The 16,609-nt window shown below is 33.9% G+C and carries 13 protein-coding genes; 5 read left to right on the forward strand and 8 right to left on the reverse strand.

Annotated features, from left to right (window positions below):
- Window positions 1-84: 84 nt before the first annotated feature.
- From FLP_RS06955 to FLP_RS06965, 3 genes are all read right to left on the reverse strand, one after another.
- Window positions 85-318 carry a hypothetical protein gene (locus FLP_RS06955; protein ID WP_065448782.1) on the reverse strand — a complete coding sequence of 78 codons (234 nt, stop codon included), beginning with the start codon at window positions 316-318 and terminating at the stop codon, window positions 85-87.
- Window positions 319-493: 175 nt separating this feature from the next.
- Window positions 494-1,303, reverse strand: a complete 810-nt coding sequence (locus FLP_RS06960; RefSeq protein ID WP_065448811.1) for a LytR/AlgR family response regulator transcription factor — start codon at window positions 1,301-1,303, stop codon at window positions 494-496.
- Window positions 1,304-1,573: 270 nt separating this feature from the next.
- Window positions 1,574-3,112 (reverse strand): glycine--tRNA ligase, encoded by a 1,539-nt coding sequence (locus FLP_RS06965; protein ID WP_065448783.1) that lies wholly within the window; start codon window positions 3,110-3,112, stop codon window positions 1,574-1,576.
- Window positions 3,113-3,210: 98 nt separating this feature from the next.
- On the opposite strand from FLP_RS06965, the gene FLP_RS06970 reads away from it, so the two are divergent.
- Window positions 3,211-3,894: a ComF family protein gene (locus FLP_RS06970; protein ID WP_089477426.1), complete on the forward strand. Its 684-nt coding sequence runs from the start codon at window positions 3,211-3,213 to the stop codon at window positions 3,892-3,894.
- 161 nt (window positions 3,895-4,055) lie between these two features.
- Here FLP_RS06970 and FLP_RS06975 read toward each other — a convergent pair whose 3' ends face one another.
- Window positions 4,056-6,740, reverse strand: a complete 2,685-nt coding sequence (locus tag FLP_RS06975; RefSeq protein ID WP_065448784.1) for a zinc-dependent metalloprotease — start codon at window positions 6,738-6,740, stop codon at window positions 4,056-4,058.
- A gap of 195 nt (window positions 6,741-6,935) precedes the next feature.
- On the opposite strand from FLP_RS06975, the gene FLP_RS06980 reads away from it, so the two are divergent.
- Entirely contained in the window at window positions 6,936-7,865 is a 930-nt protein-coding gene (locus FLP_RS06980) for a bifunctional riboflavin kinase/FAD synthetase (protein ID WP_065448785.1), read from the forward strand.
- 20 nt (window positions 7,866-7,885) lie between these two features.
- On the opposite strand, the gene FLP_RS25425 is transcribed toward FLP_RS06980, so the two are convergent.
- Window positions 7,886-8,047 carry a hypothetical protein gene (locus tag FLP_RS25425; RefSeq protein ID WP_165606653.1) on the reverse strand — a complete coding sequence of 54 codons (162 nt, stop codon included), beginning with the start codon at window positions 8,045-8,047 and terminating at the stop codon, window positions 7,886-7,888.
- Window positions 8,048-8,051: 4 nt separating this feature from the next.
- The gene (locus tag FLP_RS06985; RefSeq protein ID WP_065448786.1) at window positions 8,052-8,579 is read right to left on the reverse strand and encodes a hypothetical protein; all 528 of its coding nucleotides are present in this window, start codon (window positions 8,577-8,579) and stop codon (window positions 8,052-8,054) included.
- A gap of 254 nt (window positions 8,580-8,833) precedes the next feature.
- On the opposite strand from FLP_RS06985, the gene FLP_RS06990 reads away from it, so the two are divergent.
- From FLP_RS06990 to FLP_RS07000, 3 genes are all read left to right on the forward strand, one after another.
- Window positions 8,834-9,271 (forward strand): hypothetical protein, encoded by a 438-nt coding sequence (locus tag FLP_RS06990; protein WP_065448787.1) that lies wholly within the window; start codon window positions 8,834-8,836, stop codon window positions 9,269-9,271.
- A 173-nt stretch (window positions 9,272-9,444) separates the two neighbouring features.
- Window positions 9,445-10,533 carry a biotin synthase BioB gene (gene bioB / locus FLP_RS06995; protein WP_065448788.1) on the forward strand — a complete coding sequence of 363 codons (1,089 nt, stop codon included), beginning with the start codon at window positions 9,445-9,447 and terminating at the stop codon, window positions 10,531-10,533.
- A gap of 81 nt (window positions 10,534-10,614) precedes the next feature.
- Entirely contained in the window at window positions 10,615-11,481 is an 867-nt protein-coding gene (locus FLP_RS07000) for a cupin-like domain-containing protein (RefSeq protein WP_065448789.1), read from the forward strand.
- Window positions 11,482-11,532: 51 nt separating this feature from the next.
- Here the strand turns inward: FLP_RS07000 and FLP_RS07005 are convergent, their stop codons facing one another.
- Complete coding sequence (locus tag FLP_RS07005; protein ID WP_243397513.1) at window positions 11,533-15,360, reverse strand: T9SS sorting signal type C domain-containing protein; 3,828 nt, start codon at window positions 15,358-15,360, stop codon at window positions 11,533-11,535.
- Window positions 15,361-15,528: 168 nt separating this feature from the next.
- The coding region (locus FLP_RS07010; RefSeq protein ID WP_131798887.1) for a T9SS sorting signal type C domain-containing protein at window positions 15,529-16,609 on the reverse strand (1,081 nt) is incomplete at its 5' end.

Here is a 16,609-nt window from a genome sequence, read left to right on the forward strand (position 1 = left end):
GTTTTACCAAAAATAGTAAAACTATAGACACAAAAAAAGGCTGTTAAAATTAACAGCCTAATATAAATTTATTCAAATTGCAGCTTAGTCTACTTTTTTATCTGTTCCGATAGATTGATTAACGCTGGCAAAAGTCAATTGTTTTGCATTGTTTGCTATTTGATCACCTTTCTTTTGTTTTCCTGTAGCACCTCCATCGATAGGCACGATTTTAATAGAATCTGAAACTGCTAAGAAATTTGTAGTTTCAGGAGTAGCGAATGATGTTGCTACCATTACTAAAGAAAATAATCCGAATGTTAAAGCTGCTTTTTTCATAATCTGAGGTATTAAATGTTGATTTTTTTTGTTTTTGGAGAATCATCGCCGTGTGCGAATCATGGTGTAAAACTAACTCCGAATTCAAAAAAAATTTATACGAAAAAACAGGTTTATGGTAGATCATACCCAATTGATAGTCAATGGGTATCAAATTTATGTAAATGCCTAATTTTTAGACTTCTAAGTAATTTCCTATAGAAAAATCTGCTATAATTAGATCTACATTTGATTTGTAGGTTTTAGAAAAAGGAATCTTTTTTAGCGAATTTTTTATGTAACAAACTGAGCTTCCGTTATGAATTCTTGCTATATAGTTTTTGTTGATAATATAACTATTGTGAATTCGGATAAAAGGATGCGACAAAATACTCTCAAAATGCTTTAAAGTTTTAAAGGCGGTGATCATTTCGCCTGAATTCAAATAAATATCTGTCGAATTATTATCAGCCTGAAAATAGCAAATATCGGCTGCATTCATATAACGATGGTCACCGTATGACTTAATGCATATAATAAGAGGAGTCTCTATCTTTTGCGGCTTTTGTATAAAAGGAAGTGCAGAAGAGGTAATTTCGTTTCTTATTTCTGCTACATTCGTTTCGTGAATCGTTTTATCCAATTTTAAAATTGTTCTTAAAACGTCTATTGCGCGAAGAGGCTTCAGGATATAATCAAAAACATTGTACTGAATGGCTTCAAAAGCAAGCTCTTTTTTTGGGGTAGTAATTATTATTTTGGGAATAAGTGGCAGGAATCTGTAAAGCTCGTTTATAAAAGCAAGCGATAAATTGCTGGATATGTCCAAAGGATCAATTTCTAAAAAAACAATCGAAGGCCGGTGTTGTAACACTAAATACAAACCGTCCTGATAATTCGTAGCCGAAGCCATAAAAGTTAATTCTGAAAAACCTTCGGCAATTGCTCTGGTTTTCAAAATACTTTCAGCATCATCGTCAATAATAATATACGAATACTTTTTCAATATCAGTTTTTGTTGATTTTTCATGAATCCCCGACAACTATCCCAGTAGTTTCATCAATACTTTTGAAAAAATTTATTTTTAGTGTTTTATCCGCAATTAAAAATACGAATTTCAGTTATTTTACTATTTCATTGTTAATACATTACAAACAAATGTTAACACATATAGGTGAAATGCAAAAAAGTCCGACGAACTGCATTTGTAAAATTAAAAAAATCCCAAATTCCTGTACGGAATTTGGGATTTATTATAGTATTGATTTAAGAAAATTACATTTTCATCAACCAGTTTTTCATAGAAACTTCATTCTCGATAATGTCTTTCAATTCAGAAATTTTTACACGATCCTGTTTCATTGTATCTCTATGACGAATTGTTACTGTTTCGTCTTCGATTGTTTGGTGATCAACTGTTACACAAAACGGAGTTCCAAGAGCATCTTGTCTTCTGTAACGACGTCCTACAGCATCTTTTTCATCATAAGCCACACTGAAATCCCATTTTAAATCATCAATGATTTTTCTGGCGATATCCGGCAATCCGTCTTTTTTAACCAATGGCAAAATAGCCACTTTTGTTGGTGCTAAAACTGATGGTAATTTTAGAACCGTTCTTGTAGAACCATCTTCAAGAGTTTCTTCTTGTAATGAAGTTGCAAAAACAGCCAAAAACATACGATCTAAACCAACTGAAGTTTCTACTACGTATGGCACGTAATTTTCATTTAGTTCCGGATCAAAATATTGTAATTTTCTACCAGAATATTGTTCGTGTGCTTTTAAGTCAAAATCAGTACGAGAGTGAATTCCTTCTAATTCTTTAAAACCAAAAGGGAAATTAAACTCAATATCAGCCGCAGCGTTTGCGTAATGTGCTAATTTTTCATGATCGTGAAAACGGTAATTATCTTTTCCTAATCCTAAAGACAAGTGCCAGTTTAAACGTGTTTCTTTCCAATGGTGGTACCATTTCATTTCTTCACCCGGACGTACAAAAAATTGCATTTCCATTTGTTCGAATTCACGCATACGGAAAATAAATTGTCTTGCAACAATTTCGTTTCTGAAGGCTTTACCGGTTTGAGCAATTCCAAAAGGAATTTTCATACGACCTGATTTTTGAACGTTCAGGAAATTTACAAAAATACCCTGAGCTGTTTCCGGACGTAAATACAAATCCATTGCAGAATCTGCAGAAGCTCCCAGTTTAGTTCCGAACATTAGGTTGAATTGCTTTACGTCTGTCCAGTTTCTTGAACCGGTTTCAGGATCAGCAATTTCTAATTCTTCGATCAAAGCTTTTACATCCTGAAGATCATCAGTCATACCTTTTGCAAGCCTTGATAAAATTTCTTTATACTTTGAAAGATATTCTACAACACGTGCATTTGTGGTAATAAATTCTTCTTCATTAAATGCATCGCCAAAACGAGCTCTCGCTTTTTCGATTTCTTTTTGAGCTTTTTGATTGATCTTTTCAGCATGATCTTCAACTAAAACGTCAGCTCTATATCTTTTCTTTGAATCTTTATTATCAATCAACGGATCATTAAAAGCATCAACGTGGCCTGAAGCTTTCCAGGTTGTTGGATGCATCAATATTGCAGCATCAAGGCCCACAATATTCTCATTCATCTGAACCATTGATTTCCACCAATATTCACGGATATTCTTTTTTAACTCGACACCATTTTGTGCATAATCATACACTGCACTCAATCCGTCGTATACTTCGCTTGACGGAAAAATAAATCCGTACTCTTTTGCGTGCGAAACCACATTCTTAAATATATCTTCTTGTTTTGCCATAGTGATGCAAAAATATAAAAAGTACGTTTAAAAAAAAGAAAAAATATAAAGATTGAGAGATTGATTTCGTTATTTTTGTAACTAAATTCTTTCTATTTGTGTTTAATTATATTATTGACCTGTTTTTCCCTAAAGTTTGTGCCGGATGTCATACTATTTTGATCACCAACGAAACTGTATTTTGTACCAATTGTCGTCACGAATTGCCTCTTACCCAATATCATTTAGATCCAAAAAATGAAGCGGTCAAGAAATTTTATGGTAAAATTGCTATCGAACACGCATCGGCAATTTTGTATTTTAACAAAAAAGGAATTGTTCAGGAACTTATTCACAACCTAAAATACAAAGGTCACGAAGAGATTGGAACCGTTTTAGGAAATTGGTATATGGAAGATTTAAAGGAACTCATTTTAGAAACTCCTTTTGACGTTGTAATCCCTGTTCCGTTGCATCCTAAAAAATTCAGGGAACGCGGCTATAATCAGGTTACAACTTTTGGCAAGGCTTTAGCCAAAGGTTTAAAGATTAACTATAATGATACTCTTTTATATCGAAAAAAATATTCGAAAACACAATCAAAAAAGAACCTCATTGGAAGATCTGAAAATATCGAAAATATTTTTGATGTGCATTTTACAGCAGAAAATCAAAACAAACATTTCTTAATTGTAGACGATGTTTTAACAACCGGAGCCACTCTCGAAGCCTGCTCAAAAGCTTTATTAAAAATTCCCGGAGCCAAAATTAGTATCGTTTGTATGGCGATGGCACACTCTTAGCGGGAAATTCCAATCCCGAAACATGGGGATAAAATCCCAAATTCCAAACCTTACTGGAAATTCCAAACTTGATCTTTTGAGGAAATTCCAAAAAATAAATTCCAAATTCCAACTTATAGTTATTGGAATTTGGAATTTATTTTTTGGAATTTATTTAAAAGTTAGTAAACAATCAGTTTCTTCACTGTTCTGTCATCTCCATTAATAGTTGTTACAAAATACATTCCGGCAGAAAGATTTGTTAGATCGATGTTTTGGTTAAAATGATGCGTTTTATCAAAAGAATTATAATAGACTTTTTGACCTGCAATATCATGTACAAAAACCTCAATTCTCTGCAAAGAATCACTTTCCAGCTGAATGGTAAAATTTCCTCTGGTTGGATTTGGATAGAGTGCAAAATCTATTTTTTCCTGACTGGGTTCTCCCAGAGTAAAAGTTTGATTGCAAATATTTACCGATGCCGAATTTATTTTCCCGAACCTGCCTGTAACTGCATCACGAACTTTAAAAGTCCAGGTACCTTTAGGATCTTGCCCGTTAAATACACTTAACAAATTTACCGGAATAACAATCTGGCTGGTTATTTTAGAACAATCTAATGGAACTCCTGCATCGTCATACTGCAAGTCTAAAGTAGACTGTATTCCTCCGCAGCTTTTATTGTTATATAAATTAACGGTTGTTCCTTGTGGGCTTACTAGTTGAATTTCGACATCAGAAATTCTTTCATGTGTAAAATTCACCATCACATTTACATCAGAAACTTTTCCTGTCGACGCGGGCACATTTACAGTTCTTGTCGTAAAAGTGGCTCCAAAAGGAATATCAAAAGCGTTTCCAAAACTATAAGAATCACAACTTGTCGCAGAGGTATATCCTACTGCAAAAGGCTGGCTATTTATGGCATAATAAATATTCGCTGTTGGTTCAACCAAAACCCTGCAATTTGTTGAAGCTTCTACACTTGTTGGAATTTGAACAGACTGAGTACCATCATTTGGTGTATTTGAAGCCAGAATGACAGGATATGTTAATCCGCCATCTGTAGACAATTTGATGTTTACACTTGAAGAACCTTGCAAAGTATTGGTATTATTAACACTCCACGTTATAGTTTGAAATGATCCTATTTGCCAGCTTACATCATTGCTATTTTGGGAAGTTACTGCAAACGGGCCGGCATTCGCCACTACATTTACTACCATTTCATCACTATTTGTTTGCGCGAGTCCCTGAGCTCCATTATCTCTTGTTGTCAAAGTAAAATGCAATGTTCTTGCAATAGATGAAACAGATTCCCAGGTTGTAGTTAATTTATTTCCTAAAACAGTACTTAAAGTCGGCATATAACGCACCGGAGAACTAGACGGCATTAGAGATCTAAACAATGGCCCGTCAGGTTTTGTGGGATAAGCAACACTATTACTATTGGCCGTTGATGATGATATTGCACTGTCAAATTGTTCCCATGTAAAAGTAGCACCACTACCCGAACCTGTTAAAATAAAAGGTGTACTTATTGGAATTGTATAGTCTGAACCAGCACTAATTGCGGGCGGATTATTGGCTATGGCAGTATTAGCAGGACAACTTTTTGTAGCAAGATTGCTCTGAATTTGCCAAATACTGGTATAAGCAAAATAATCGTCTGAATTGTCCTGAACATCATAATTCGTTATACCAGCATAACCCATAATCGTAGATCCGCTTCCTGGTTCTACATTCATGCCTGTTCTTTCGGTACCATCAAAAGAAAAAGTATGATTGGCACCTAATTGATGTCCCATTTCGTGGGCCACAAAATCAATATCAAAAGTATCTCCCTGAGGTTTATTGTTAGATGGCGAGGTATATCCGCTTCCTTTACCAATAACATTTGATGCTGTTGGACTATTGCAAACGCAACCTATACAAGCTGCATTACCACCGCCTCCCGATGCACCAAACAAATGTCCTATATCATAATTTGCGTCGCCAATAACGGTTGTTAATGTACTCTGAACTTCTTTGCTCCAATAATCATTACCGTCTGATTGATCTTCGGATGTACCTTTGGCAGCATCAGAATATGGGTCTGTTGCAGCATTGGTATAAATAACTGCATTTGTATTGGCAATTAACATCAATTTTACAGCTAGATCTCTATTAAAAACAGCATTAACTCTGGTCATAGTAGCATTCATTCCTGCTAATGCACCCTCAACAGTTCCGCCAAAGTAAGCGGTATATTCTCCTGTGCAGGAAATTGCTAAGCGCAAGGTTTTGAAAACTTTATTATTTGCCGCGGATTTTGCTGTTTTTGACGAATTATTTACATTCAAAATTTCATTTGTCGTTTTACACTCTAATCGTGCTGTAGCCGGCATATCGTTTTTAGTAAATAAAACATATCCGGATTTGTCTTCAGGATTTTGTTCAATATATTCAGAAGGTTTCTCAGAACGAAACACCATGGTTTGAACGCCAATTGGTGCAACACTAAAATGAATTTTGGCCGATTTATCGTCTATACCTATTCCTTCGTAGGCTCTTATCTCAGGATATTTTGCCTGTAGTTCAGGTTCAAAATTAGAAGATTCCCATACTGTAAATCTTTCCAGAACGCCATTAGAATTTGGTATTGTAATTTCTGTTGTGCTCTTTTTTGATGAAGGAGTTGTTGTACCGGAAAGTTTTGATTTTAAAAAATCGGCATTAAGTTTATAGTAAAGTCTTTCAGAATTAGCTGAATTTATCCTTTTACTCACAGAAGCCGAGCTTACTTTTTGCCACAAATTATCACTTTGCGCATGAATATTTACACAACAAAAAATAAACAATAAAAGAAGTAATTTTTTTTTCATACCCAAATGATAATTGAATAATCAAAATTAAGTGAATTAAATGAAACTCTTACATATCTGCGACAATTAATGCTTTTTAGTCGACAAGTTGTTATATTTTATATAAAATAGCCTGATTGTCATTAAAAATCAATTGGGCTTAGCATAAAATTTAAAATAGATAGTATAAATTTGCACCATCTTAAATTATTTGTTTTGAAGCTCTTTCATTCTATAAACGATTTTCAGTCAACCAAGAAAACAATTTTAACTCTTGGCACCTTTGACGGCGTACATATTGGTCATAAAAAAATTCTTGAACGAATTACTCAAAATACTGAAAACGGAAAATACGAAAGTTTAGTGCTTACTTTTTTTCCGCATCCAAGAATGGTTTTGCAGGAAAAATCAGAAATAAAACTTTTGAATACTATTGCTGAAAAAACAAAACTTCTGGAAGCAACAGGAATCGAAAATCTTGTTATTCATCCGTTTAACGAAAGTTTCTCAAGATTAACCGCCGAAGAGTTTGTACATTCTATTTTGGTAGATCAATTTCATATTCAGAAAATAATTATTGGTCACGATCACCGTTTTGGAAGAAATAGAACCGCCAATATTGATGATCTCATTGCTTTTGGGACTGAATACGGTTTCGAAGTCGAACAAATTTCGGCTCAGGAAATTCAGGATGTCTCTGTAAGTTCGACTAAAATCAGGAAAGCTTTAAACGAAGGAAACATGGATTTGGCCAATGAATATTTGGGATATTCTTATTTTTTAACGGGCGAAGTTGTAAAAGGAAAACAGTTAGGAAGAACAATTGGTTTCCCTACAGCAAACATTAAAATAGAAGAAGAATATAAGCTAATTCCAAAAGTTGGTGTTTATGTAGTGAAAGCTTTAATAAACGAAAAAGAAGTTTTTGGAATGATGAATATTGGTTATAACCCAACTGTGAATGGACAAAGCCAAACTATCGAAGTTAACCTGTTTGACTTTGATGCTGATATCTATGGTCAAAAAATTGAAGTTTCATTACTACAATATCTTCGCGAAGAACAAAAATTTGGTTCATTGGATTTGCTTAAAGCCCAATTAAATCAGGATAAAAAAGATGCTTTGGCTTTTGTAAATAAGCTTTAAAAAGACCTTTTATATCCTATTTATTTTGCAGTAATCACCTTAGGTTTAGAAATTTTTGATTCAATATTTCTTTTAGCCTTTCTACTAGCTATAAATTCACTGATCTCGATTTTTTCTTTTTCTGTTAAAGGCGGACTTTGTATAATAAAATCAACACCTTTGGGTTCTTTTATAAAGCTCATATTTTTATGATTTAAAATACTTTTTCACTAATTTTTTTGATGCTTCAGTTTCGATAATCATTCTTTGATTTTTAAAATGAAAAGCTCCTAAACTTTCCTCATAATGTTTAATCAAATTTGTTTTGGCGGTAAATGCAACGAATCCATCAAATCCTTTTTGAAATGAAACTTTACAGGCAAATGCAACTAAATTTCCTGAAACTCCTTCATAAAGTTTATTTTTACCAACATTAAAAGGAGAACTTTCTAAGAGATTCATATAAACATGATCCTCTTCGATTGTTATACTTAATGCCCCTTGAATTATATTGGAATTATTTACAATTGTAAGTTTGTATACTTCCTTTTTTATATCGTTAAATTCAGATTTCCAATTAAAATTCCATCCATTCTTCTTTATTATATTTTTCAAATCAACACTCGTAATGCGACTCACTTCAGTTTGGAAACTATCACCGGAAATTGTATTTAAAATAGAATCCGTTAATTTGTCAATAATAAAACTTTGCTCTATTTGCACTTTATTGCTCATCAATCAAAAATACAAAATTTTAAGTTGATTATTAAATATAGCTCTAAAAATCTACAAGTTTCACCAAGTTAAGCAGACTTAAATAATACCAAAATTATTCTGTTTTGAAACTTAAAACCATTTTTGTATCAATTAAAAAAGGGGTCGAATCATACTTTTCGCCATTTTTAAATCATCGTAGTTATTTTTTTAGTAAATTTGATACATATCTGTTTATCAAATATTTACTATTAACTTCTTTAAAAATAACCACTATGAAATTACCTAAAGAAATAACCAACGGTTTTCTTATTTTCCTTGGTATAGGAATTTATTTTTTATTGATGAACGTATTAGGTTTGGCACATTTATTCTACTTGCGTACCCTGAATGTGTTTTTTATATTCTACGGAGTAAATAAAACAATGAAGATGAACCTGCAGGAAGGAGAAACCAATTTTGTATCGAATGCCGTTTCTGCTATGGCAACTTCTGTGGTTGGTGTAGCGATGAGTGTTTTTGGATTATTGGTTTATAGTTACGCCCGAGGCGGAGATGCCTACGTACAAACACTGTCGGAAGCTTTTATGTTTGGAGGAAACCCTTCTGTACCAACTTATTGTATTTGCTTATTATTTGAAGGAGTCGCATCTTCGGTAATTGTGACATTAATGATGATGCTGTATTGGAACAACAAATATGTAGCCGATTAATATTTCAAAATAAAATAATCATTTAAGCATTCTAAAATCATATTTTTTAATAATTATATGATTTTAGAATGCTTCTTTTTTGAAATTTCATGCAGAATATTCATTTTAGGCAATGCACATTTTTGATTAGAACAATTTAATTACATTTGAAGTTCCAAACAAATAATAAACCTATGAACGTTACCAAACACAACTGGACAAAAGACGAGATAATCGCCATATATAATAAACCCATGATGGACCTGCTGTATGAAGCAGCAACTATACACAGGCAAAAACACGATCCAAACGTGGTTCAGGTTTCTACTTTACTTTCTATCAAAACAGGTGGCTGTCCTGAAGATTGCGGTTATTGTCCGCAAGCTGCACGTTACAACACAGGTGTTGAAGGAAATGATTTAATGAGTGTAAGTCAGGTAAAAGCACAAGCTTTACGTGCCAAATCCAGCGGATCGTCCCGAGTTTGTATGGGAGCTGCGTGGAGAAATGTAAAAGATGGCGAAGAGTTTGATCAGGTTTTAGAAATGGTTCGTACCATTAATAAACTAGACATGGAGGTTTGTTGTACTCTGGGTATGATTACCGAAAATCAGGCACAGCGTTTGGCAGAAGCTGGTTTATATGCGTACAACCATAATTTAGATACTTCTGAAGAATATTATAAAGATGTTATTTCGACTCGTGGTTTTGAGGATCGTTTGCAAACAATAGAAAATGTTCGTAAAACGAATGTTACGGTTTGTAGCGGAGGAATTATCGGTATGGGAGAAAGCATCGAAGACAGAGCCGGAATGCTTGTAGCACTTTCGACATTGAATCCTCAACCGGAATCTGTGCCCATTAATGCTTTAGTTGCTGTTGAGGGAACTCCGATGGAAGAAGAAAAACCTGTTGAAATCTGGGAAATGATTCGTATGGTCGCCACAACCCGAATTGTAATGCCGGACACACAAGTACGTTTGTCTGCAGGAAGAACCAATATGAGCCGCGAAGGACAGGCAATGTGCTTTTTTGCCGGTGCAAATTCTATTTTTGCCGGAGACAAATTGCTGACAACACCAAACCCTGATGTTCAGGAAGACATGAAAATGTTTGACTTATTAGGATTGATTCCGCAAAAACCATTTGTTAAAGTTTCTCAGCCTCAAACTGTTGAAGCAGCTGACTCTCAATTCGCTCCTTTAGGCGAAAAACCTAAATGGTCGAGACCCGGACATACTATTGAAAGAAACCTTGAAGCTTCGATCAAATCAAAAAATTAATTAAAAGAGTTAACAAGTTTCAAGAAATATTTTTAAATTGCTTGTAGCAGAGAGCTATAAGCAATTTTTTTATTTAAAAAGATGAAGTTAACACAAATCGAAAGGGTAAAAAAGATCTCAAAATCTGATTTTATTTCCCAATATGTAAAAAAACAAATTCCAGTTGTTATTGAAGAGCTAACCGAAGATTGGCCGGCTTATCATAAATGGAAACTACACTATATCAAAGAAATCGCAGGCGATACTATTGTCCCATTATACGATAATAGGCCCGTAAATCATGAAGATGGCTTTAATGAAGCGCATACTAAAATGAAAATGAGCGACTATATCAATTTATTAGAATCTAAGCCTACCAATTATCGCATCTTTCTTTATAATTTAATGAAGGAAGTTCCCACATTAAAGGATGACTTTTTATGGCCGGATATTGGTTTAAAATTAGTAAAGCAAATGCCAATGCTTTTTTTTGGCGGAGAAAACTCGAAAGTATTCATGCATTATGATATTGATTATTCGAATATTCTGCATTTTCATTTTCATGGCGAAAAACAATGTATGATTTTTGCTCCTGATCAGTCAAAATATATGTACAAAGTTCCGCATGCCTTGATTTCAAGAGAAGACATTGATTTTGACAATCCGGATTATGAAAAGTTTCCCGCGCTAAAAAATGCCGAAGGTTACATCACCAATCTCAAACATGGTGAAGTTTTATACATGCCCGAAGGTTATTGGCATTATATGAAATATTTAACTCCTGGATTTTCGATGAGTTTACGTTCTTTCCCTAAAAATATAACGAATCTTTCAAAGGCAGCATACAATGTTTTTATCATGCGCCATTTTGATATTTTGATGCGAAAATTTAAAGGGCAAAAATGGATTGATTATAAGAATGAAAAAGCAATTACGAATACTCATGAAAACTTGAGGAAAAGTGCCTAAAAATTTGAATAAAAAAGCAGTTTTACTATTGATGACAACTGCTTTTTTGTTTTAAAATAGCATTTTTTTTGTTGTTGTAAAATCATTTTGTAAAACTACTTTTACCAGCAGGACCTGATTGCCTGATTGCAGGTTTTGAATTTGAAGTGCTGTATTTCCTACTTTCTTTTTATTATAAAGCAGCTTTCCGGAAACATCATAAATCATAACTTCTTTTATATTTTCTTTTGATGAAACTATAGTGATAGCTTTGTTTTTTAATAAAATTAAAATATGGTTTTCCAGATTCTCAAAATCTCCGGTTGATAATGTTTTATCCGTGTATCTTACAACAAATCGATCTGTAAAAGTTCCCGCTGCAGTTGCAAAATTGTAATTACTCTTTGTTAAGTCGTGAATTTTTTCCGTTATTTTATCTTCGACATAAACAGACTGAGCACTTAAATTACCGTCAGCATGATCTATTGAAATTGTATAATTGCCTGCGATTGCTGTACGATAACCTAACGAAATTGTATCTGTATCTGTAAATGGTAACGCACGTCCCTGAATGACTAATTTTTTATCTTCAGTTAAGCTATAAAAATCAGCGAATTGATTTCCGTTAAAAGTTTCGGCATCAAAATTTTCATCATAAAAGTTTGTTGCTCCTTGTGCATATCCTAACAATATTTGTTTAAAGACACCTTCTTTATTTTCAAAATTCAGCCATATTCTATGTTTTTCAAATGTACTATTCATTTGTTTGTCAGTCTGTTTAAAAAAGACCGAATTACCTGCTTTAATTCGCATGCTATTGTCAAATTCTATAGTATAAACATCTTTACTTTTTACAAAAAATCCCTGTCCGGAAGCAATTGTCCCGTCCGGAATAGTCTCATTCATTCCTGAGGAAATTGCTTTGGTGCCTACCCCACCCAATAAATTATATACAGCGTAATCATTCGAGGTATATTTATTATCAGTAATTGGTGTATTATGTGTCCAAAAATAAAGTGTTCCTTTTATATTCGACGAATTTTTATTTAGGAATACATCGGCATTAAGGGCTGATGGATAAGGATTTCCAATTAAACTAAAAGTATTTCCGATGCCTAAATCTAAAGTTATCTTTCCGTTATTAGGGATTCCTTTAAATGTTGCCTCATATTTTTGTGGAACTGTATTCGAAAAATCTTCAGGGGCAATAATACTGTATCCTCGCCCTAAATTCATGTTACTATTTAGCGGATCTCCCCATTTCCAGCTTTTTGATAATTCATCATAGGAAAAAAACCACTGTGATGCTGAATTTGGAGAAACATCAATTAATTTTTGATTTTCAACAGGAGATGACCAATAAGTAAAATCGAATTTTACAATAGGTGATGACTTTCTTTTAGCATGAACGATTCCTGTATTAACCATTTCATCATCGTCCTGATACAAACTTGCTGTATCATTTAAAACCAAAGTACCTAACCCTGAATAATCGAACGTAATTCCTAAAGTGTTGTCACTTAAAAGCGTTACTGTCTTTCCTTTTTCAATAGTACAACTACAAACGTTAGCTGTTGTTAGATTTGGATAATTTTCTTTAAATAGAAGTTCTTTTCCACCGGATGGAAAACCATTAGACCAGGAAGTGCCGTTCCAGATTGTTGCTTCCAGACAGAGTCTTAAAAGAGCAATTCTATGTTTTGAAACTCCAGAAATCGAATTAAAATCTCCTCCAACCATTAGTTTTTGATCTGATGTAAAACACATTGTGTTAATCTTACCATTTACCACTGTCTGAAAAGAAGGATCATAGTTACCTGATTTTAATAATCGGATCAACCGCAAAGAAGCATAACTTTTATAACTTCCTGAAAAACTTCCTGCAACCAAAATACGATCATCAGGCTGAACTAAAAGACTCAAAACATCTGCATTACTAAAACCTGTACCGGATTCAAAAGTAGTATCTAAACTGCCATTCGTATTCAATCTTAAAATTCGCTTTTGAGAAATGCCATTATAGGTTGTAAAAGAGCCTCCAATAATTATTTTATTATCAGATTGTAAAGCTATTGCATATATAAATTTGTCAAAACCATCTCCAATATGGAAATCAGAATCAATAGTACCATCATAATTTAATCGAACTAAACGAGAAAATGACTGACCCGCAAAGGTGTTAAACCTTCCTGCAACCAGAATCTTTCCGTCAGGCTGAGTTACAACAGTTTCAACTATAGCATCGGCGCCAAGCCCTGCATTAAAATCCGGATCACATGAACCATCTTCTAGTAATCTTACTATTCTTCCGGTCGGTGTATCATTATAGGTGGTGAAATTTCCTGCTACAATTACTTTATTGCCCTGCATGCACAATGCATATACCTGAGCTTTGACTCCCGAACCTATATTAAATGTATTGTCAATTTCGCCATCAGGTAAAATTCGAACAAGTCGGTTACAAGTTCTTCCATTATATTTTGTAAAACTGCCTCCTAAAATAATTTTATTATCAGATTGTAAAACAGCGGTTTTTATTAAATTATTGGCCCCTGTTTCCCCGGAATTAAAACTTTCATCAGCTAAACCGTTTTCTAAAAGCCGAACAATTCTTGAGGCCAGAACACCGTTGAATTTAGTAAAGTTTCCAAATACCATCGTTTTTTTATCATCTAAAGGCAAAACTTTCTGAACAGTATTATCAAAGCCAACTCCAGAAGCTAAATATCCTGTATCATGTTCCCCATCTGGATTTACTTTTACTAGCCGGCCTTGATTTTGACCATCAAAAATCGAAAATGAACCTCCAATATACCAGGATCCATCAGAAGCATTTGCTAAAGCATAAACAGATGCAGATCCTGGCCCTGAACCTGTATCAAAATCTGTTTTTAAAGTACCGTTTGAATTTAAAAACACAATCCGGTTTACCACTTTATTGTCATAAGACCCGGTAAAAGAACCACCCACCATAATATTACCAAAACTATCTATTTTGATCGTTTGGATGGCATCTCCTGAAAATCCTGTTCCGCACAAAAAGTTAGTATCAGGAGTTCCATCTTCATTAATACGAATAATTCTATTTGCCGTAGTACTATTATAACTTGTAAACTTTCCTCCTAAAATAATCTTGCCGTCGGGTTGCAGTACCATAGCATTTATATCATCATTAAAACCTGTTCCCATATTAAAACTAGTATCAATGCTGCCATCAGGATTTAACCGAACAATTTTATTTGCCGAAACTCCATTAAATTCTGTAAAATTTCCGGACAATATTATCTTTCCATCTGCTAAAACTTCAGCATTTGTAATATTTAAGGCAGAACCTTTCCCTGTTAAAAAAGATGTATCTAATGTTCCATTGGGAAGAATGCGGGCAATTCTGTTTACAGTGCTATTATTGTATTTTGTAAAACTTCCAACGATTATAATTTTTCCATCGGGTTGAGGACAGACTTTGTAAATAATTCCAGTAGTTGCCCCTATGGATGTATTAAGTGTTGTATCTTGAGAACCATCTTGATTTAAACGAATAAGCCTTCCCGTATTGCTTCCGTTGAAAACAGAAAAACTTCCCGCTATAATTATTTTTCCATCATCCTGAAGATACGAATCATAGACTTTTCCATTAAAACCTGTTCCGGTATTAAAACTAGCATCAATAGTACCGTCTAATTCCAGACGACTTAAATAAGAAACCGGGATACCATTAAGATTTAAATATTCGCCGCCAACAATAAGTTTACCATCTGATTGTAAAGATAAAGTTCGCACTGGTTTATCGAATCCATCACCATTTAATCCATTGTCAGGTAAATTAAAATTGACATCTACTTTTCCTTGTTGTGCATGTAATCCTGAATTAATAAAGAAAACGATAAAAACGAGTCGCAAAAGTACATTTTTAATCAAAATAAAAGAATTGAGTTGTTATGATTTGAAAGAAAAAACTGCAATTTATTCATTATTAAAAAATAATACAATACCCACTTTTAGTGATATTTATAAATAAAAAAACCATTCGCTTAGCGAATGGTTTTTTATTGGAACTCAATTTATATATTATTGAAATATGATTTTCCTTGTCACCAAAGCATCATTTTCTAAAGTTATTTTTACCATCAAAACCTGATTGCCTGATGGCAGGTTTTGAATCTGAAGTTCGGTATTTGATACTTTATTTTTGCTGTAAAGCAATTTTCCTGTAATATCAAAAATGGTAACTTCTTTTATGTTTTCTTTTGATGAAAGGATATTGATAACTTTGTTCTTTACCGAAACTAAAATACCGTCCGGGCTATTTTCGAAATCGCCTGTGCCTAATGTTTTATTGGTGTAACGCAGTACAAAACGATCTGTAACGGTGCCTGTTTCAGCAATAAAATTATAGTCGCTTGTATTTAAATTATGAATGACCCCTGTTTTTTTATCCTCAAGATAAATAGTTTGCCCGTCTAATATTCCTTCTGTATGGTCTATCGCAATGGTAAACTCCCCATCAATTGTTGATCTGTATCCAAGAGGAATCAGATCACTGTTCTCAAATGGCAGTGCACGTCCCTGGATGGTTAGTTTTTTAGTTTCATTTACACTGTAAAAATCCACGTAAGGATTACCGTTTAAGGTAGTGGCATCATAGTTATTATCGAAACTATTGGTTGCTTCATCAAAATAACCAATCAGGACTTGTTTGAAAGCTCCTTTTGCATTTTTGAAATTTAACCACAAACGATCTCTTACCCCGGTAGTTTTGTCTGTCTTAAAAAACTGCGAATTTCCGGCAGTGGCCACCCTCATGATATTGGTAAATTTAATTGGAGTGTCTGTCAGTACTTTTACGAAAAATCCCTGTCCTGAGGCAATGTTTCCTGTTGGAATATTGTCGGTTGGGTTTGCTGTTGGATCTGATATCGCCTCACGGGTCGCCACGCTTCCTGATAAATTGAAAACAGCATAGTCGTTACTTGTATAAGCGTATATATTAGGCTTACTAGGATCTATAACTGCAGGGGCAGTATTGTGTGTCCAGAAATATACTGTACCCACAATAGTTGGGTTGGGTCCTGCTGTATTGGCCTGAATAAATTTAGTGGCATCCAGGGCAGAAGGATACGGATTCCCAACAAGGTTCCATTTTGCAGGT

The organism is Flavobacterium piscis (genome assembly GCF_001686925.1).
In the GTDB taxonomy this organism is placed as follows: Bacteria; Bacteroidota; Bacteroidia; order Flavobacteriales; family Flavobacteriaceae; genus Flavobacterium; species Flavobacterium piscis.

Coding starts and splice junctions, on each gene's coding strand:
- FLP_RS06955 (WP_065448782.1), bottom strand. CDS start 318: ATGAAAAAAGCAGCTTTAACATTCGGATTATTTTCTTTAGTAATGGTA.
- FLP_RS06965 (WP_065448783.1), bottom strand. CDS start 3,112: ATGGCAAAACAAGAAGATATATTTAAGAATGTGGTTTCGCACGCAAAA.
- FLP_RS06975 (WP_065448784.1), bottom strand. CDS start 6,740: ATGAAAAAAAAATTACTTCTTTTATTGTTTATTTTTTGTTGTGTAAAT.
- FLP_RS25425 (WP_165606653.1), bottom strand. CDS start 8,047: ATGAGCTTTATAAAAGAACCCAAAGGTGTTGATTTTATTATACAAAGT.
- FLP_RS06985 (WP_065448786.1), bottom strand. CDS start 8,579: ATGAGCAATAAAGTGCAAATAGAGCAAAGTTTTATTATTGACAAATTA.
- FLP_RS06990 (WP_065448787.1), top strand. CDS start 8,834: ATGAAATTACCTAAAGAAATAACCAACGGTTTTCTTATTTTCCTTGGT.
- bioB (WP_065448788.1), top strand. CDS start 9,445: ATGAACGTTACCAAACACAACTGGACAAAAGACGAGATAATCGCCATA.
- FLP_RS07000 (WP_065448789.1), top strand. CDS start 10,615: ATGAAGTTAACACAAATCGAAAGGGTAAAAAAGATCTCAAAATCTGAT.